We start from the raw sequence: 19819 nt of genomic DNA, 5'->3' as shown, positions 1-19819 counted from the left end.
TACCAAATTTACTGCTTGTACCGAAGCATTATTTTCAACAGGATCTTACCTAAAAAAAACAACGTCACTTTATTCTGATGCATCCTGAAAGCTTTGCCTGCCTGGTTAAGCGCCTGCACAGGCGCTTTATATTTATGATACGTCATATCACTGGTACGCGCAAAATACAGCGACCAGTTATAACGTGCCTGCCTTTTCAATCGTGCCCTTTCCCCGGCAGGTAAATAAGGTTGTATCAGCTCAATCACTTTGGCTATATCCAGGATGTGCTGACAAGACAAAAAATACCTGCTGGTGATGTTAGTCGTATGCACCCTGTAAAAGGCGAGCCTGTCAGGGGTATAGACCACCGGAAAATGTGCCGCTATACGTACCCACATTTCCCAGTCTTCGCCATAATGAATGCCAAAGAACCCACCCAGTTGCTCATATACACTCCTTCTTACCAATACCGCCGGAGGCTGCATTTTCTGTCCTGTTGCGATCTGCGCGAGCCAATCGTGAATAATCCCCGCTTCAGCCTGTAAAGCAGGACTTTTATTTATCTCTATCCCTTGCTCATTGATGTAGGAGAAGCCCGTGCAAATAGCTCCTGCATCAGGATATGCTTCAAATAACCGGGTCGCTTGCTCGTAGATGCCCGGCCCTGACAGATCATCACCGTGCAGCAAATGCACAAAGTGGCCCTTTGCCCTGTTCAGACAAGTTTCAAAGTTGCGCAGGCTCCCCCTGTTTTCCGGCTGCTGGTAAAATGATACCCGTCCCTGCCCGATAGTGGCTACCAATGCCGCAATATCCCCATCTGTACTACAGTCATCTACTACCTCTATCTGCATCAGCGCCGGCCCCGGATCCTGCTCCAGCACACTCTTTAAGGTAGCTTCCAGGTACTGGCTGCAATTGTAAGTAGGTATCATCACCGACCACAGAGGTCTTTGCGCTGCTGCTGCCAGTGGCTTAATAGCAGGCGGCTCCGCTGGAATCCTGTTAAGCTGTTTCATAATAAGTTACCCAGTTTTGTAGTCCTGCCTGCAAAGCACAGCGCTCTGCTTCATTTGATAATACTGGTATCTGCCTGCTTAATACTTCCTGAGCCAGTGTCAACATCATTTGCCTGTTGGCAGACATATTCCGCCCATGAATCCGGTATGCGGCAATTTTATCTTTATGATGAAAGGTGGGTAACACCCTTGCTATTTTTAGATTGATGTCATAATCTTCACACGCATTCAGCTGTGTGTCGAAATGAAAATGAAAGAACAGATCTCTCCTGTATAGAATACAGCCTTCCATCCCTATGAAATTTCCCTGCAATAAGGAGAGATAGCCGCTACCACTTTGATACTCCTCCGAAAGAAGATCCCCACTACTATCTACTCTGATATGTGCACCCGATACAAATGCGAGATGCGGATAATGCCTGAAATAAAAGAGATTGATTTCCGTGGCACCCGGAAGTAAATAATCATCCGCATCCAGGAAGATTACAAATGCGCCATGACTATGTTGCACACCAATATTCCTGGCGGCAGATAACCCCACACGTGCAACACGAATGTACTGCACCCGGCCTTCGTATGCCTTACAGATAGCTGCTGTATCATCGCTGGAACCATCATCCACTACTATTACTTCCATATGTGACCAGCTTTGCCCCAATGCACTATCAATGGCCTGCCGCAGATACTGACCATGGTTATAACAGGGGATCACTACCGACACAAGCGTTGCTGCTGTGATTTCGACAGGTTGAAACAATAAAGAAGGAAACGTCTGTATATCCTGTCGTCGCAGATGTTGATGGGCTTTATAAAAGCGGACACCAGACTGACATCCCCTGATCTCCGTAATAATGTGCCGGATATATTCTTCCCTGTTACCTTTTATCCACGACAGTATGCGCTGTTTATAATAATGAGGCAGACCTTCCTGCAATCGCTTTAACTCTCCCGGATGCCGGTAGTTTTCATGTTGTACAAGCAATGCACTCACATGCCCGCGCATATATCCAAAAAGCTGTTTACGCAAACCTGCACCAGTAGAACGATGCTCATGTAATACATACAGCTCCGGTACATACCGGCAATCCCATCCTTCTGCCAGAATGCGGTGCCACATCTCCGAATCTCCGCTACAGCCCGCAGCACCTACATCCAGTCTTTCGTCAAATAATCCGGCTACCAGAAAGGCTTCCCTTCTGAATGCCATATTTGCTCCCGCTCCAATATCCCATGCCGGTACGCCATATGCAAGATTGTCAATAAAATACTGGTGATTAAATCGCCGCGGAAGATATCCTTTGTTAAATCCCCACTTCTTTTCAAATATATACTGTGCCCGGGTATCCAGCGAAAGGGGAATCACCAGTCCTGTCACAGCCATAATCAGTGGATCTGCAAAGGAGGCCTTCAGGTTCGTGATCCAGTTATGTGGAATACGCACATCATCATCTGTATAGGCTATAATATCCCCTGTGGCGGTTCTCGCCCCCGTATTGCGGGCTATATCCAGCCCTTGCCTGTCTTCGCGAACATAGCGTACCTGTGGAAACTGCTGCACTACCAGCAGGGTATCATCATTTCCCGGTGCATTGTCCACCACAATCAGTTCAAAGTCCCGGTCAGGTCCATTCAATAATGTTTCCAGGCAATTCTTCAGGGATTGTGGCCGGTGACGGGTACAAATAATAACAGATAACCTGACTCCTTTATGGGGTGGCGTTAATGAAGATCCATGCTCATTGTAATAATTCAGTGCAGGTTGAATGGCATCCCTGATCTTTTCAGCAATATTTGCCGGCGAAGTAAGCCAGACATGTCCTAATGGAATTTGTCCGGACCATACAACAACATAATGCCGGCCCTTTCCAACAGCAAAGTCGTCTACCGCTGCTAATTGTATATGGTGTATTTTATAGTACATGCTGCTGATTTAAAACTACTGGAAATGCTGGCCGGACGTATCCCATCCATTTCCCAAACCAGGCGGTGTTCTCTCTGAAATCTTCCACGTTGAAAGACAGGCATCCTTCAAAATAGAAGAGCCGCTGCGTAGTATCTTTGACGAATACTATGGATAGATAATAAGCACCATTATTCAGGAAATTGCCGGGTATCTGGCATTCGCCGGTTATTAGCCCTGGATGAAGTTGCGCACCTTTTGAGGCGACATCGAAAATACACTCCCCGGCCATGTTGAATAAATGAATACCTACAATCAGGCTACCGGGAGCAGGATCATTATACCAGAATTCGAACTTTGTAGAAAAAGGCGTACGGATGTCGAATATCTCAGTATCATACTGAATGGCGATCTTCCTGATCCTGATATAATCATTGCCGGGCGCCGATTCAGGCGTATCATAACTTTGCTCCAGGAAATTGTTGTCTGTACTTTTTAAGTAATTGGTGATCACCTCCGCTGGCCTGCCCGCATCAATGATATGCCCTTTATGTAGAGTGATGACGCGATCGCAAAGGTTTTGCAATGCCTGCGTATTGTGACTTACAAATAAGACTGTTTTCCCTTTCCGGTCAGAGATTTCTTTCATTTTTCCCAGGCATTTGCGCTGGAACTCTACATCCCCCACTGCCAGTACTTCATCTACAATCAATATTTCCGGGTTCAGGTGCGCTGCCACTGCAAATGCCAGCCGCATATACATTCCGCTTGAATAATGCTTGACCGGTGTATCAATTAGTTCCTCCACACCTGAGAAGGCAATGATCTCATCGAAACTTTTTTTTATTTCATGATTTTTCATCCCCAGAATATTACCGTTGAGAAAGATATTTTCACGCCCGGTCAGATCCCCGTGAAACCCTGATCCCACCTCAAGCAGGCTGGCTATACTTCCCTTGCCTGAGATCTTTCCGGTAGTAGGGGTCGTGATGGAGGAAATGATCTTTAGCAAGGTGGATTTTCCTGCCCCATTGTTACCAATGAAGCCCATTACCTCTCCCTGGCTGATTTCAAAGTTGATATCTTTTAGTGCCCATAGCAGGTGTTTGGTGGCATTGGGGCGCTTTAGCCAAAAGCGGATATCTTCCCGCAACCGGCCGGTGCCCGTATTACCTAAGCGATACAGCTTAGAGATGTTTTCAACCTTTATAGCAATCATACTACGTCCATTATTTTGAGTTCCTTCTTCTTGAAAAGCGTAATGCCCACTACAAGTAAAGCCAGCACGACTATCGTTCCAAGTGCCAGCCTGAGATAATGCACGGGTTCATTGGAAAAATAAGCCGCCCTGAATGTTTCAATGATCACAGTAAGTGGATTTAGCCAGAACAGAAACTGGTACTTTTCAGGAACGATCGATGCCGGATATACCACTGGCGTTGCAAACATGAAGAGTCGAAGCAAAAATTGCAGTGCATAATCCAGATCCCTGTACTTCGCTGTAAATACACTGATGATAAGGCCTGCACCCAGCCCAAATCCTGCGGTCAGCAATAACAGAAATGGGGTGATGAATATGTAATAGTTGCCTGCCAGTCCTATCGTGGCGGCATTATACAGGTAAATAGCAATGAAAAGCAACAATTGAATCCCTATCCTGATACTATGGGAAATGACATTGCTCACCGGTACTACTAACCGCGGAAAATAAACCTTGTTGAAAATATTGGCATTCTGCAGAAACGTGTACATCGTTCCATTCAGACAATCAGAGAAGAAGCTCCAGAAAAGAATGCCTGACAGGTAGAACAGAACAGGCGGTATTCCGCCTGTAGAAATCTTTACTACCTTCCCGAAAATGATATAATAAACAAGCGTGGTCAGGGCCGGTTGAATAAATACCCAGAAAGGCCCCAGGATGGTTTGCTGGTAACTTGCAATCAGGTTGCGCCTTACAAAGCGGAATAAAAGATCCCTGTAGCTGACAATTTCGCGGAGATTCCAGTCAAACCATTTTGTGTTGGCATTAATCTCCCAGTCCCAGCTTTCTTCATGTTTCATCTGTTACACCCAATTTTTTGAATAGAGGATTGTTTCATCAATGTTGTCCTGTATCTGGTTGTCGACATTCGGATCAAATTTCCTGGCAAATAAGCGGCTGCTTTGCTGTAGACTACCCAGGTCTGCCATCGTCAATATTTTGGGATGAGACCCGCCGGGCGACCGGTCTATATGCCGGTAATTGTCATTGATAATCATGTTTGAAAACGGGCTGTTCATCAATAAGGTGTTCACCAGGAACTCATCCGGTGCCCAGGTATGTTTAAAAAATGAGTGAAACTTCCCTTCCGACAAAAAATGACTGAGGTAAAAAGCAGCCTCTCCACTGAGTGTCCAATAGGCGGCATACGGCCCTCCATATAATTGATAAGGCAAAGGGAAGTCCCGGGTAGGTAAGATAGCGGAGAGCAGATTTTCCAGGCGGTGTTTCCCCCTGAACCCATATTCAATAAGGTGATACCGGGTATATCGCTGATGGGCATGCTCCCACCAGGCACTGGGCGGCGTTTCGGAAGTTAGGAAAGAATGCCCCGTATAAGTATTTAGAAAATCATATATGTAACCAACAGGTTTAATGGGATAGTCCTGCCCACTCAGCAAATTTACGTAGTCATAGGATCTGCCACTGGAAAATATAGCACGCAGAGAGGCCCCTATCGCTTCAAGCTGACTGTACCCTGCCCAATTTACAGTTTTCCGTTCCTGTACAAGAAAGGTGTTCGGCAGGGTGGCTAAAAAACGAAAAGGACCTATGTCTACCTTTTTGTCGAGGTGTACATAAAAATCAAACTGCCGGTGGTAAAGTGTCTTTATCAATCTCTCTGCCATAGCCGGATACTGATGCAGCACGATAATGTTGGCCATTCTCATAATATTCTCATTGTGGTGTCACTGCTGTCGATATAGGAAAAGACCAGGGAAGAGATAGGTATAGTAAGTGCACTAAATTTAACAAAACCGATTGAATAAAAGTTTAGTAAAAATTCTACAAAAACAAATATTGACAGAAAGGAAATATTATCAGAATCCTTCATGTAGATTTGCCTATAACTGAAAAAGGACCAACACAATGGAATACGTAAAAGAATACACCGTTAAACCAGAACACATCGACGTGCAGAACATCATGGACGGGTTATACTATCCTTTCTACATGGAATATTGCAGGCACGACTTTATAAAAGATGTATTAGGCTTCAGTCTGGAAGAAGAAGCGCAGAAAGGCATCAATATGGTCCTGTCTCAGTATACCATTCAGTTTGTCCGCTCATTGAAGAGAGATGATAAATTTACAGTTACCTGTCAGCTGATGGCAGATGGAAGTGGCAAGCCACAGATCCATTTTGAGCAGAAGATCATGCTCAATAACAAGGTAGTTACCAAGGCAGTATTTACAGGTACCTGTGTACCCGCAAGTGGCGGCAGACCTTTCCTGCCCGATGCAATTAAAGAGAAATTGAAAGATGCACCTATTTTAAATGCGTAATTTATGCAAGCCATCGTTATTACCCAACCTGGAGGACCAGAAGTACTAAAGTTACAGGAATACCCTACCCCCATTCCGGGTGCAGAAGAAGTGCTGATTGAGATTAAAGCGGCTGGTCTCAACAGGGCAGACGTTTCTCAGCGCAAGGGAAAATACCCGGCTCCTCCAGGCGTTGTACAGGAAATTCTGGGAATGGAAGTGGCTGGCATTGTAAAAGAATGCGGCCCCGGTGTAACGATGTGGAAACCCGGCGATAAAGTATGTGCACTGATTGCAGGTGGTGGATACGCTACCTACGTCTCCGCTAAGGAAGGACAATGTCTGCCCATACCTGAAAAACTCTCATTTGCAGAAGCCGCAAGCCTGCCCGAAGTAATTGCAACGGTATGGACCAATGTATTTCAGCGGGCACACCTACAACCCGGAGAGAACCTGCTGGTACATGGTGGCAGCAGCGGTATCGGTATCGCCGCTATCCAGCTGGGGCACGCCTTTGATGCAAATGTATATGTCACCGTTGGGTCTGAAGAAAAAGGCAGGGCCTGCCTGGAACTTGGGGCCGCCGGTTATGTCAACTATAAGGAACAGGATTTTAAAGAAGCTTTCGCCGGTACAGGTATGGATGTCATACTCGATATGGTGGGAGGGGACTACCTGGACAAGAATATCCAGCTCCTCAACACCGAAGGCCGGCTGGTTTATATCAATGCCATGGGGGGCAACATGGCAGCACTGAACATTGCCAGTATGATGCAAAAGCGCCTGACTATCACAGGCACCACCCTCCGCCCACGCGATTATGCCTTTCGAAAAGCCCTGTCACAGGAGCTGCTGGAGAAAGTATGGCCACTTATACACACGGGGAAATATAAGCCAGTTATATATGCGACTTTTTCATATGATAAAGCGCCGGAAGCCCACGCCCTCATGGAAAGCAGCCAACATATCGGAAAGATTATATTAGTAAATGAATAAGGCTTTTATGTTACTTTTGCCCACTTAAATGCGCACGTAATATGAAAGAAAAAGTGTCTGTTACAGATACCGGTATTCAGTCTTCCGGCCTTCCCCGGGACTATATGGAGGCGGTGGCAGAATATATCTGGAATGGTTTTGACGCAGCAGCATCCGTTATCGATATCACTTTTGAAACAAATGAAATAGATACCATCCATAGTCTGTCAATCACCGACAATGGCACTGGTATCGACTACGACCAGCTGAAAGAGACCTTCGGCAATTTCAACGACTCTATTAAAAAGGCCACTTTTCAGAAGACCTCCTCCGTTATCAAAGGAAACAAAGGTCGCGGTCGGTTCTCCTTTTCTGCCTTTAGCGGGAAAGCATTGTGGAAAACGGTCTATAAAGACCAGACCACCGGTAAGCTCAATGCCTACGAAATCACAATCAGCAGGAATACGAAAGACTATTTCGATCCACACAATAAGCGGGAGTTGTCAAAAGGCACTACCGGTACGATCGTTACTTTCACAGACCTGTTTGATGTAACAGGGTTCTCCTTTCAGTCTGATGAATTCAGAACCTTTCTTGAGAGAGAGTTTGGCTGGTTCCTGATGTTGAACCGGGAGAAAGAATACCAGATCCGCATCAATGGCGCCCCCTTGCCTTATCAACAGCTGATTGCTGAGACAGATATCGGGACATTACCACTAAAGGATGCAGAGGGCAAGGACCACTTTTTCAAGATTACCTTTGTAAGGTGGTCTGAACGTATTGGCGACAAATTCTTTTTTTACTTTCTCAATTCTCACCAGAAGGAGTTATTCAAAGACCTCACTTCGTTCAATAATAATGCAATCGGCTTCTATCATAGTGTATATGTAGAATCCCGCTACTTCGATGCGTTTAATCCACAGGACAATGAATTGTCTCAGAACCTGTTTGAACGTACCCGTCAGCATGGCGTATTCAAAACACTGATGAATCACCTGCATGAACTGGTAAGATTGCGTCAAAAGACATTTGTAGATGGCGAAGCGGCAGAGAAGCTGTTGGATAACTATGAGAAGAATGGCATCATTCCTAAGTTGAACGATGGCAGGAAGAAAAAGGCACTGCTCAAAGTGGTGAAGAATCTGTATTGCATAGAGCCCCGCCTGTTCCAGGGACTCAACAAAGAGCAGCAACGTATCAATGTGGGTTTATTGGGACTACTGCTGGAAGCGGGAATGAAGGAAGAAATAGTAGCGTTGGTGAGTCATGTAGTGCCGCTCAGCGACGAAGACAGAAAGTTGTTACGATAGGTCATCAGGAAAGTGTATCACGATTTAACTACATACTGAGAATTCTATAAAACGCCTGCAATAAGAAGAGCCTGTATCTGAAAAAGAAAAGATACAGGCTCTTTTATTTACCTTCTCACCCTGCCGCCCGATGGAGAAGATGGAAAAGACATCATCGGCGCTGTACGCATTGGCAGACTATTCACATTCCTGATCTGTTCAGATCGTTGGATCATTGGTCTGTCCTGCATTTGCATAACAGGATGAGTGCTGTTGTTTTCAAAACTCCTATACTGTCTGGGTAGCGGGTTTTGTACCTGTGGTCTGTATACCTGCATATTATTGCCTGTCTGTACAGCATTGCCCCGTACGCGGGTATTCTGTATAGCCATCGGTGTGATGGTCCTGTTAGTATACCGTTGTACCTCTGCCACATTAGGTCCCTGTGAATAATATAAATTATGACCGTGTGTGGTAGCAAAATTGTTAATCACAGAAATCCTGTCAGCAGCATTAGGACGAGACACTACTCTTGAAAGATCATTATCATAAATGTGATCTCTCGGCACCTGGTTCCAATAGTAGTCATGTGGTCTCCAGGAGCCGTAGGCAGCACCTACACCCACGCCTGGTCCCAGGGGAGCCCAGCAGTAATAGTTATCCACAGATCCCCAGGTAACCCATGCCGGCGACCATTCATATCCCGGAATCCACAGCCATCCGTAGCCATCATCGTAGAACCAGCGGCCATAGTGAAATGGCGCCCATCCCCAGCGGAAGTCAGATGCCCACATCCAGCCTTCATTGCTATATACCCAGTGACCATTGGTCGCATAAGGACGGAAATCACCATCCATAGCCGGACTCCACACATGGCCGTAACCAGGATAATCTATCCAGCTACCATAAGGAGAGAGGTCATCGTAAAAAGTCTGGTAAGTGATAGAACCATTATCATATGAGGTGGTACCCTGTACAGTCGTTGTCGTGGTACAACTATTCAACAAGAACAAACACGAACACAGGGCTAAAACAATACGTCTCATGATTGGGTGATTTTAAATGAATAACATTCTCTTTCTTGTTTAGTTGACTACATGATCCTGACGCTCATTCAATTTTTCAACAGTCTACACGAGTCATTACCATGTTTCAATACAAAACTAAAACCAGAAAGAACACCAAATCATGCGATGTAGTTCAATGGGGTCAAACAGTCGGTCAGTGGGCAAAGTCGTGATGTAAATCAGCTTACGATTTTCGCCAGTGCATAAGCTGCCACAGCGGCTATAATGCCTGTGAACGCTACCTTCAATGTGCCTTTTAATAATGGTTGCCCGGTTACTTTCGATTTAAAATAGCCGAATACGACGAGGGCCATCACCGTAATAACACAGGAAAAATAGAACCCCTGCTGATTATTGGATGTGACCAGGTAAGGGAATAAGGGAATAAACCCACCGGCCAGGTAAGAGAACGCAATGGTCAATGCCGATTTAATGGCCCTGTCCTTGTCAGGCTTGTCCAGCCCCAGCTCAAAGCGCATCATGAAATCCACCCATTTGTCTTTATCCTGGCTGATCTGTAGAGTGACCTGTTTACTCAGCTCTTTATCCACACCCATATCTATAAAGATGGCTTCCACCTCACTTCTTTCCGTTTCGGGTACCCTTTCCACTTCTTCATACTCCCGTTTCAGTTCAGAATCGTAGTGCTCTATCTCCGTTTGGCCCGCCAGAAATCCACCCAATCCCATCGAAATACAGCCAGCTGCAATTTCAGAAATGCCTGATACGATAATGAGATGGTTGGTGTCCAGTACCCCACTCAATCCGGCAGTCAGGGCAAAGGGTACAGTGAGTCCGTCGGACATGCCGATGATTACATCTCTTACAAAATTCGAACTGTTTACGTGTGTTTCCTGATGCATGGATAATTGTATTGATATAAAATTATCAAAATAGAATGAGTATTTAAAATCGTCACTTTAGAGAGGCATGATTTTCATGATATTATAAAATTCCCAGATTTTATCCCTGAAATCAGCTATTTCAGGCCCCTGATAATTAGGGTTAATTTGTATCTTATATAGAAACTTACTGATATAATGAAACAAAAACCATCGATGGCATTTATTGCCGCATCCTGGGTTGCGCTGCTTATTGGCATATTGGGCTACATTGTCGGCCTGTGGAATGCCCAAATGCAACTTAACGAAAAAGGATACTATTTCACGATACTGATGTATGGCCTTTTTGCCGGGGTTTCTGTACAAAAATGTGTACGAGACAGGTTAGAAGGAATTCCCGTTACTGATATTTATTATGGTATTAGCTGGTTTTCTACATTGCTTTGTTTAGTGCTTTTGGCCGTTGGTTTATGGAACGCCACCTTGCTGCCAAGCGAAAAAGGATTCTATGCATTTGCATTTTTACTGAGCATTTTTGGTGCTATCGCAGTGCAGAAAAATACACGCGATAACCAGGCTGCCAAAGCTGAAAGTCATAATATTAATAAAGGGGAGTAGTTTTAATAGTATGATCCTGAATTGATTGTGTTGTTTGTAGATGTTTCGTAGACGCTGTTTTTTTCGCTTGTAGTACTTCCGTAGTAGCACAAAAATAGCTGCACATACCTGGGGGGAATACTTTTGTGACATCATCAATCACGAAAAAATTGATCATATCATGAAGGACAAAACATTAGCTATCGTCGCCTATTGTACAATTATTGGTTGGGTAATTGCATACGTCAAGTATAAGGAAACGCCTGAACGGTCACCGTTGGTTCGTTACCATCTTGCGCAAGCCTTGGGGGTGTTTATCGCCGGGGTTGCTATTGGAATTATTGTAAACATCGTCGCGAGTGTCATCCCTTCTTTAGGAATGCTCTTGAGTATTGCCGGCCTTCTTCCATTGATTCTGCTGATATTTGGAATAATAACCGCTTCTAATGAAGCACAAAGACCAGTACCAGTTATTGGGAAAGTCTTCGAAAACAAATTCAGCTTTCTGAACTAATGTTTTCAGAAAATATTAAACCCAATATCATTGTTGAAAAACCCGGATTAACTATCCTTTTGAAAGCATAAAAAGACTGACTAACAAGGTATTATTACCATTCCCCTACAAAGATGGTGGCCTGTTAGTCAGTCTTTCTGCATATATAAGTCCCGACTCAGGTTGTGTTGCATAAAAAGCAGGCGTTGAATGCTGGCTTTTAATATTCACACTGAGTCATTACCCTTTATTGCTGCTTGTAGATCTCAATATCAATCTGTCCGTCTTCAGTAATCGTACCTCTGTACATCCCTTCCGTATTAAACGGCATCACTGCATGACCTGCCTGATCCAGGGCAATCAATCCTCCGCTGCCACCAAGCACGCCGATCTTTTCAATCACCGCTTTCGCTGCCTGGTCCAGACCAATTCCTTTATATTCCATCATAGCAGAAAGATCATACGCAGCAACATCCCTGATATAATATTCACCCCAACCCGTACAGGACACCGCCGCAGTTTTATTATTTGCATAAGTACCAGCACCAATGATGGGCGAATCACCTATACGACCATATTTTTTGTTCGTCATGCCGCCTGTAGATGTCCCTGCTGCCAGGTTACCGTTTTTGTCCAGCGCCACTGCACCTACCGTACCGAACTTGTTATCCACATTTTCAATACCCAGCTTTCCTGCCGGTGTATAACTGTGGTCTGGTTTTGTTTTGGCTGTATCAGTTTTCAGTGCATTTTGCAGCGCATCCCAACGATCCTGGGTCCAGAAATATTTGGGATCGACGATCTCCAGGCCTGCATCTTTGGCAAACTGCTCAGCTCCCCGGCCTGCCAGCATCACGTGCTCAGATTTCTCCATCACTGCTTTTGCGGCAGCGATCGGATTCTTTACAGTCGTCACCCCGGCTACAGCACCTGCCTGCAGACTTTTACCATTCATAATAGCCGCATCCATTTCGTTTTTACCATCGTGGGTGAATACAGCACCTTTGCCCGCATTGAAGAGGGGAGAGTCTTCCATGACTTTGATGGTAGCTGCTACCGCATCCACACTGCTTTTTCCGGCTTTCAGCATTTTAAAACCCGTAATCAGGGCCTCTTTCAGCACGGCTGTGTAAGCGGCTTCCTTTTCAGGGGTCATGTTTTGTTTGGTAATAGTACCAGCACCGCCATGAATCACTAAAATATATCTTTCCTGTGGTGGGGTACCTTCTTCGGCATAGCAAACCGCCTTCAGGCTAAGCATAAGGCAGCAAAAGAGTAACTTTTTCATATTAGCTAAAATAGTAAAAAGACAGCATAGGATACATTTACTCTCTTCATTTCGCATATTTGAAAAGTCAACTTTTTATGCAAACGTTTTCATAAAGACGTATTTTTAAGTATTCCACGAATGAAAAACTACCTTACTTTCCTGTTGACCTGTACATACTTTATGGTATGTGCACAAACGCCTATCAATCGACAGGCGCTTGTAGCGCGGCATAATGTGATCCTGCACAAGGCAGATACCCTGGCTGCACTCTCCCTGGGCAATGGCAATTTCGCCTTTACCGTAGACGTTACAGGGTTACAGACTTTTCCTGAAACTTACAGCAACGGTATCCCCCTGGGCACCCAATCCGGCTGGGGATGGCATAGCTTCCCCAATATCGCAGGGGCTAAAATTGAAGATACTTACCAGTCTTATCACCTGCACGGGCGCGATATTACCTACGCAGTACAGAAAAAGAATACACCGGCTGTCGATTACTTTCGCCAGAATGTACACCGCCTGCAATTGGGAAATGTGGGGTTGCTGATCCTGAAAAAGAATGGACAACCTGCTACCTTCACTGACATCCGGCAGGTAAATCAGGTGTTAGACCTTTGGAACGGCGAGATCCGCAGTGCTTTTACAGTAGAAGGCGTACCCGTACAAGTCCGCACAGTCGTGCATCCCCGCAAAGACGTGATAGCTGTCAAAGTCATTTCACCGCTGGTAAAGCAGGGGCGACTGAAAATTCGTATTCGCCTGCCGTACCCTACAGGCGGGTTTGCAGATGCTGGTACTAACTACCAACATCCCGACAGGCACCTGTCATCTGTCATTAAACCCGGTCTGATCATCCACCAGTTAGATACAACCCGTTATTACCTGAATTATTCCCCTGCAAGCATAGCCAACCCACATCCCCATGAGTTCCTGCTGACCCCCGACAGGGAGATCACCATTCAATTTTCTCCCCATGAAGCACCGGCCCTTCCTTCTTTTACCCAAACTGAAAATGACAGCCGCCAATACTGGCAGGCATTCTGGAAAAGGGGAGGAGCAGTTGATTTTAGCGGAAGTACAGACCCCCGCGCTTTTGAACTGGAACGGAGAGTGATCCTTTCACAGTACCTCATGGCCATACAATGTGCAGGTACTATGCCACCACAGGAAACGGGTTTGACTTACAACAGCTGGTATGGTAAGCCCCATCTTGAAATGTACTGGTGGCATGAGGTTCATTTTCCCCTCTGGGGCAGGGCTGATCTCATGGAAAAGAGCCTGCAATGGTACGCAACAGTGGCAGACAAAGCCCGGGCGATCGCTCAAAGACAGGGATATAAAGGTATTCGCTGGCAGAAGATGACAGATCCTGCAGGAAATGAAAGCCCCTCTTCTGTAGGTGCTTTCCTCATCTGGCAGCAACCACATTTCATTTACATGGCAGAGCTATTATACCGCCAGCATCCGGAAGTACTAGCCAGGTATCAGTCGCTGGTCGCTGCCACGGCCGATTTCATGGCGTCCTATGCCTGGTATGACAGTGCCACCCATCGCTATATATTAGGCAAAGGGCTCATTCCTGCCCAGGAAAGGTTTAAACCCGAAGAAACTTATAACCCGACATACGAACTGGCCTACTGGCGGTGGGGACTACAAACTGCTCAGCGATGGCGGGAAAGAGCCGGCCTGCCCCGCCATCCTGGATGGGATAAAGTATTACAGGATCTGTCGTCACTTCCCCGGCAGGAGGGCGTATACCTCGCGGCAGAAAGTGCGCCTGACAGCTATACCCGGCCATCTTACATGACGGATCATCCCGCAGTACTGGGTACATTGGGCATGCTGCCTGCAAGCCCTGCGCTGGATACCGCTGTCATGCGCCATACACTCGATAAAATATGGACCAGCTGGGATTGGAAAGATACCTGGGGGTGGGACTTCCCCCTTACCTGCATGACGGCAGTAAGGCTGGGGCAACCCGAAAGGGCGATTGATGCCCTGTTCATGCAGATCAAAACAAATACCTGGCTACGCAACGGACACAATTACCAGGATGACAGGTTGCGCCTGTACCTGCCCGGCAATGGTGGGTTATTAACAGCTGTAGCGCTCATGTGTGCAGGATACGATGGGTGTACCGTCAAAGAACCCGGTATTCCTAAAAATGGCAGATGGAAAGTAAAATGGGAAGGCCTGCAGCCTATGCCCTGATAAATCTAAATAAATCCACAATGACAAAGTATTTTCTGTTCTTTACCATGCTATTGGCCGTCAATACCCAGGCACAGCAAACCCTCATTCCAAAGAAAACGACGCTGGCAGCAATGACGAAGACAAACCAGTATTTTATGGACAAGTGGCCGGATGCCGGGAAAGAGATCGTATTGAATAAAACATGGCCTTCTAATATCTGGACCCGTGGTGTGTACTATGAAGGGCTCATGGCTTTGTATAGTATAGACCCTAAAAAGTCTTACTATGATTATGCCGTTCAGTGGGGGGAGAAGCACAACTGGAACCTGCGTAACGGCATAAAAACCCGTAATGCGGATGATCAGGATTGCGGGCAAACGTACATCGATCTGTACCTGATAGATAAAAAGCCGGAACGCATTGCCAATATCAAAGCTTCTATTGATACAATGTTGAAAACAGCTAAAATTGATGACTGGCATTGGATTGATGCCATACAGATGGCAATGCCGGTGATGGCCCGTTTGGGAAAAATATACAAAGACACCGCTTACTATCATCGTATGTATGAGATGTACGAATGGACAAAAGATGGATTGTACAATAGCGAAGAGCACCTGTGGTGGAGAGATAAAGACTTCATCCCGCCTTACAAAGAACCGAACGGACAAAACTGCTACTGGAGCCGGGGTAATGGCTGGGTATTGGCTGCGCTGGTGAGAACAATGGAACAACTGCCTGAAAATACATCATACCATAAGATCTTCCTGCATGACTTTCAGGACATGGCAGCGGCCCTGTTACCCTTACAGAGGGAGGATGGTTGCTGGAATGCAAGTCTGCGCGATCCGGGCAACTATGGAGGTAAGGAGCTGACAGGTACTTCCTTGTTTATATATGGTATGGCCTGGGGCATCCGTAAAGGTTACCTGGATAAAAAAACTTATTACCCGGTAGTGGTGAAGGCATGGAATACGCTGGTAAAAGATTGTGTACATGACAATGGAATGCTGGGATTTGTGCAAAGCACAGGTAAGCAGCCTTCAGATGGTCAGCCGGTTACCTTTGATAAGATCCCGGATTTTGAAGATTACGGACTGGGATGTTTCCTGCTGGCAGGTAGCGAGATGTATAAATTAAAATAGTTAGCCGGTACACGGCCCTTGTCAAAGTGCACTTCTGTCTTTTGCAGAAGTGCACTTTTAGCTTACGCAACAAAAAAATAAGCGTACAACCTACCTTTTATTTAGAATAAAATCCCTATTTTTCACCCTGTGTGAATGAAAAACGAAGAAGATAGATCCACGTCATTATTCAAAGTCAGGTCCATGCGTCTCAACACTTCCGCAGCCAGCAATGGCTTTGCGTCCACGTTCGCGTATATTTTAATCAATATAAAGCTCCACAAAACCATGAACAAATTTTTGGGTATTGCCGCGCTGTTGCTCGCTCAGCAACTTCACGCGCAGCAACAACAGGCACCTGCCTATCCACTGGTCACACATGATCCTTATTTCAGCATCTGGTCTGCAACAGATGACCTGACTGCCTCTGCTACCCGTCACTGGACTGGTGCAGAGCAGCCAATAGTAGGGATGATAAAAGTAGATGGCACCACTTATCGTGTATTGGGTCGTCAGGGGGAACACTTTGACGGTATTGTACCTGCAGCAGACGAAAGGAAATACACGGCTTCTTTTACCGAAACAGCCCCTGCTGCTGACTGGATGTCTCCTGCTTTCATTGAAAAAGGATGGCAGACAGGCGAAGCGCCGTTTACCAACGACAAGCATATGCCCGGTACTCAATGGAATACCCGGGATATATGGGTACGCCGCACATTCAACCTGAATAACATTCCGTCAGCGCCCCTCTTCCTGAAGGTCAATCATGATGATAACGCTGAAGTATATATTAACGGTACAAAGGCGTATAGTTATGAAGGCTGGTTGAATCATATGCAATATTTCCCGATCAGCGATGATGTAAAGAAGCTCCTGAAAAAAGGTAAAAATGTAATGGCCATACATGTTACCAACACACAGGGAGGCGCTTATCTCGACGCAGGAATCTCCATACAACCAAAGAACGCACTGGCAGATGCGGTGCAGCCGGCAGTTCAAAAGAGTGTGCAGCTCTCCGCTACACAGACGACCTATACCTTTACCTGTGGTAAAGTAGATCTCATACTGAACTTCCTTTCTCCTTTATTACTAAATGACCTGGACCTGATGTCTCGTCCGGTATCTTACATTAGCTACAAAGTGCAGTCAAATGATGGCGCAGCGCACGATGTACAGGTGTACTTCGGGGCTGCTTCCACGCTGGCTACCAACACTGCAGGTCAGGAAGTGACTGCACAACAGTTCACCAGCAATGGCCTCTCTATCCTGAAAACAGGTACAAAAGAGCAGGCAATCCTCGCGAAGAAAGGTGATGACCTTCGCATAGACTGGGGGTACCTGTATGTAGCAGTACCTAAAGAAGCAAATGCTGTCCAGACGGTGACCTCTGATGCCGACGCCATTGCATCCTTCGCTGGTACAGGCAAGCCCAAAACAGTGACTTCCGGTAAGCAACTGTCACTGAACACAGTTGTGAACCTGGGCAAAGTAGGCGCAGCAACGAAAGAACAGGTAATACTGATTGGCTACGATGATATCTACAGCATTCAGTACTTTGGTAACAACCTGCGTCCATGGTGGAAAAAGGATGATACCTTTACCATCGAAAAAGAACTGGCTGCCGCCAGCAAAGACTACGGATCCATACTGGAGCGTTGCAACACTTTTGATAAACAGATGTACGCCGATGCCACGAAAGCTGGTGGTGACACTTATGCTAAGATGTGTGTACTCGGCTATCGCCAGAGTATCGCTGCGCACAAACTGGTGAAGAGTCCTGAAGGTGAGATCCTGTTCCTGTCCAAAGAGAACTTCAGCAATGGATGTATCAATACGGTGGATGTAACTTATCCATCAGCTCCTTTGTTCCTCATCTACAACCCGGATCTGATGAAGGGAATGACCAATGGTATCTTCTATTTCAGCGAAAGTGGCAAATACACGGAACCTTATGCCGCGCATGACCTGGGTACATATCCCCTCGCCAATGGGCAGGTATATGGCGAAGGGATGCCTGTTGAAGAATCTGGTAACATGATTATTCTGACTGCTGCCATCGCAAAGGCCGAAGGCAATGCAGACTACGCGAAAAAGCATTGGAAAACCCTGACCACCTGGGCTGAATACCTGTTGAAAGAAGGTTTCGACCCTGCTAACCAGCTGTGTACGGATGACTTTGCAGGTCACCTGGCGAGGAACGCTAATCTCTCCGTAAAGGCCATTGTAGGGTTGGGTTGCTACGCCTCACTGGCAGATCAGCTGGGCGATAAAACAACCGCTGAGAAATTCAGAACTGCGGCAAAAAACATGGTGCCCGCCTGGATGAAGCTGGCAGATGACGGTGACCATTACACACTGGCGTTTGAGCGCAAAGGTAGCTGGAGCCAGAAGTACAATCTGGTATGGGATAAAGTGCTGGGGCTGGATCTGTTCCCTAAAGCGGTATATGATAAGGAGATTAAGTATTACCTGACACAGCAGAAAAAATATGGTTTGCCACTGGATAGCCGTAAGACTTACACTAAATCTGACTGGATTGTATGGACAGCTACTTTGACAGACAATCAGTCTGACTTCGAAGCACTGATCACACCGATCTACAGGTATGCACAGGAAACCACCAGCCGTGTACCTATTTCTGACTGGCATGAGACGACTGATGGAAAGATGGTAGGGTTCCAGGCGAGAAGTGTAGTAGGAGGTTATTTTATGGAAATGTTATCAAAAAAGCTAGGTAAATAATTAGCAGCAATCAGCTGTATTGTGGTGGGGAGGCCTTTCTACGGCTTCCCCATCTTTGTTTTTAGGGTGTAGTAATTGTACTACACGTCACGATACAGGGCTTGTTTATATTTGTAGTGCACTTATGTTATACTATTCTACGACTTCTCTATTACTAAACAGCAATCTGAAATAATTTATTCAATATATATGTATATGAGCATGGTCATATACTGTTAAGAGCTTGGTTTTTATTAGGATATGGTAGAAAAAGGTTGTCATTCCTGGCGACCTTTCTTTTTAAAATCTTATTTATTCCTTTACCTACATTGCATTGTTTAATGAACAGGGCCTGGCGATTGCCAGGCCCTGTTTGCATATAAAAAAAGCGCCTGCAAACTATCTTTGCAGGCTGCTCACTTTTTTGGGAATGGATGCTTATTGAGGAAAATAAAATGGATAGAATAAGGAAACAATGAATGTTTGGGGTTTTGGGGAACAATGAACGAAACGGGGAAACAATGAATAATGGGGCATGACCAATCGGATGAAAATTTTGGGGCACAACCGGACGAAAAATAAGATCATTACCGGAAGGAATCCTGGGGCGGTAAATGGATGAAAAATGCGGGTAAAATGGATGAAAGTTTCAGGGCGAAATGGATGAAAGATCCGGGGTGAAATGGATGAAAGTTTCAGGGTGAAATGGATGAAAATCCGGGGTAAAATGGATGAAATTTGGAAGTTACAATGGGATGAAAACTGCTTGCACTATACGAATAATGTCTTTTTGGGAAGTTCTTACGGGAACTTTTTGAGTT

The 19819-nt window shown here is 45.7% G+C and carries 16 protein-coding genes; 8 read left to right on the top strand and 8 right to left on the bottom strand.

Annotated elements, in window-relative coordinates; genetic code table 11:
* Positions 1–8: 8 nt before the first annotated feature.
* Genes ABDW33_RS26755 through ABDW33_RS26735 form a run of 5 tightly spaced genes read right to left on the bottom strand, consistent with a single transcriptional unit; the run spans position 9 to position 5826 of the window.
* The gene (locus ABDW33_RS26755; protein ID WP_343693172.1) at positions 9–1001 is read right to left on the bottom strand and encodes a glycosyltransferase; all 993 of its coding nucleotides are present in this window, start codon (positions 999–1001) and stop codon (positions 9–11) included.
* Positions 988–2922 carry a glycosyltransferase family 2 protein gene (locus ABDW33_RS26750; protein WP_343693171.1) on the bottom strand — a complete coding sequence of 645 codons (1935 nt, stop codon included), beginning with the start codon at positions 2920–2922 and terminating at the stop codon, positions 988–990. Before ABDW33_RS26750 ends, ABDW33_RS26755 begins: the two co-directional genes overlap by 14 nt.
* A complete protein-coding gene (locus ABDW33_RS26745; protein WP_343693170.1) occupies positions 2912–4120 on the bottom strand; it encodes an ABC transporter ATP-binding protein in 1209 nt (402 codons plus the stop codon). The genes ABDW33_RS26750 and ABDW33_RS26745 overlap by 11 nt, the downstream gene beginning before the upstream one ends.
* A complete protein-coding gene (locus tag ABDW33_RS26740; protein ID WP_343693169.1) occupies positions 4117–4962 on the bottom strand; it encodes an ABC transporter permease in 846 nt (281 codons plus the stop codon). The genes ABDW33_RS26745 and ABDW33_RS26740 overlap by 4 nt, the downstream gene beginning before the upstream one ends.
* 3 nt (positions 4963–4965) lie before the next feature.
* Positions 4966–5826 (bottom strand): beta-1,6-N-acetylglucosaminyltransferase, encoded by an 861-nt coding sequence (locus ABDW33_RS26735; protein WP_343693168.1) that lies wholly within the window; start codon positions 5824–5826, stop codon positions 4966–4968.
* A gap of 205 nt (positions 5827–6031) precedes the next feature.
* On the opposite strand from ABDW33_RS26735, the gene ABDW33_RS26730 reads away from it, so the two are divergent.
* The 3 genes from ABDW33_RS26730 to ABDW33_RS26720 are packed head-to-tail and all read left to right on the top strand — an operon-like array spanning position 6032 to position 8712.
* Positions 6032–6448 carry a thioesterase family protein gene (locus tag ABDW33_RS26730; protein WP_343693167.1) on the top strand — a complete coding sequence of 139 codons (417 nt, stop codon included), beginning with the start codon at positions 6032–6034 and terminating at the stop codon, positions 6446–6448.
* Positions 6449–6451: 3 nt separating this feature from the next.
* Positions 6452–7423: an NAD(P)H-quinone oxidoreductase gene (locus ABDW33_RS26725; RefSeq protein ID WP_343693166.1), complete on the top strand. Its 972-nt coding sequence runs from the start codon at positions 6452–6454 to the stop codon at positions 7421–7423.
* 41 nt (positions 7424–7464) lie between these two features.
* Positions 7465–8712 (top strand): ATP-binding protein, encoded by a 1248-nt coding sequence (locus tag ABDW33_RS26720; protein WP_343693165.1) that lies wholly within the window; start codon positions 7465–7467, stop codon positions 8710–8712.
* A 107-nt stretch (positions 8713–8819) separates the two neighbouring features.
* Here the strand turns inward: ABDW33_RS26720 and ABDW33_RS26715 are convergent, their stop codons facing one another.
* On the bottom strand, positions 8820–9737 hold the full coding sequence (locus tag ABDW33_RS26715) for a DUF6600 domain-containing protein (protein ID WP_343693164.1): 918 nt from the start codon (positions 9735–9737) through the stop codon (positions 8820–8822).
* 200 nt (positions 9738–9937) lie between these two features.
* Positions 9938–10621: a VIT1/CCC1 transporter family protein gene (locus tag ABDW33_RS26710; RefSeq protein ID WP_343693163.1), complete on the bottom strand. Its 684-nt coding sequence runs from the start codon at positions 10619–10621 to the stop codon at positions 9938–9940.
* A gap of 177 nt (positions 10622–10798) precedes the next feature.
* Here ABDW33_RS26710 and yiaA point away from each other — a divergent pair, with 177 nt between their 5' ends.
* Entirely contained in the window at positions 10799–11218 is a 420-nt protein-coding gene (gene yiaA / locus ABDW33_RS26705) for an inner membrane protein YiaA (RefSeq protein ID WP_343693162.1), read from the top strand.
* Between the two features lie 160 nt (positions 11219–11378).
* Complete coding sequence (locus ABDW33_RS26700) at positions 11379–11711, top strand: DUF4870 domain-containing protein (RefSeq protein ID WP_343693161.1); 333 nt, start codon at positions 11379–11381, stop codon at positions 11709–11711.
* 226 nt (positions 11712–11937) lie between these two features.
* On the opposite strand, the gene ABDW33_RS26695 is transcribed toward ABDW33_RS26700, so the two are convergent.
* Complete coding sequence (locus ABDW33_RS26695; protein WP_343693160.1) at positions 11938–12978, bottom strand: isoaspartyl peptidase/L-asparaginase; 1041 nt, start codon at positions 12976–12978, stop codon at positions 11938–11940.
* Between the two features lie 120 nt (positions 12979–13098).
* Between ABDW33_RS26695 and ABDW33_RS26690 the strand changes: the two genes are divergently transcribed.
* The 3 genes from ABDW33_RS26690 to ABDW33_RS26680 all read left to right on the top strand — a co-directional run bounded on the left by ABDW33_RS26690 (position 13099) and on the right by ABDW33_RS26680 (position 19019).
* Positions 13099–15171, top strand: a complete 2073-nt coding sequence (locus ABDW33_RS26690) for a hypothetical protein (RefSeq protein ID WP_343693159.1) — start codon at positions 13099–13101, stop codon at positions 15169–15171.
* Positions 15172–15191: 20 nt separating this feature from the next.
* A complete protein-coding gene (locus ABDW33_RS26685; RefSeq protein WP_343693158.1) occupies positions 15192–16298 on the top strand; it encodes a glycoside hydrolase family 88 protein in 1107 nt (368 codons plus the stop codon).
* A 267-nt stretch (positions 16299–16565) separates the two neighbouring features.
* The gene (locus ABDW33_RS26680) at positions 16566–19019 is read left to right on the top strand and encodes a DUF4965 domain-containing protein (protein WP_343693157.1); all 2454 of its coding nucleotides are present in this window, start codon (positions 16566–16568) and stop codon (positions 19017–19019) included.
* Positions 19020–19819: the final 800 nt, after the last annotated feature.

Source organism: Chitinophaga sp. (assembly GCF_039596155.1).
Classification (GTDB): Bacteria; Bacteroidota; Bacteroidia; order Chitinophagales; family Chitinophagaceae; genus Chitinophaga.
Note: the sequence above shows the minus strand (reverse complement) of the source record. Positions and strands in the feature narration are given on the sequence as shown.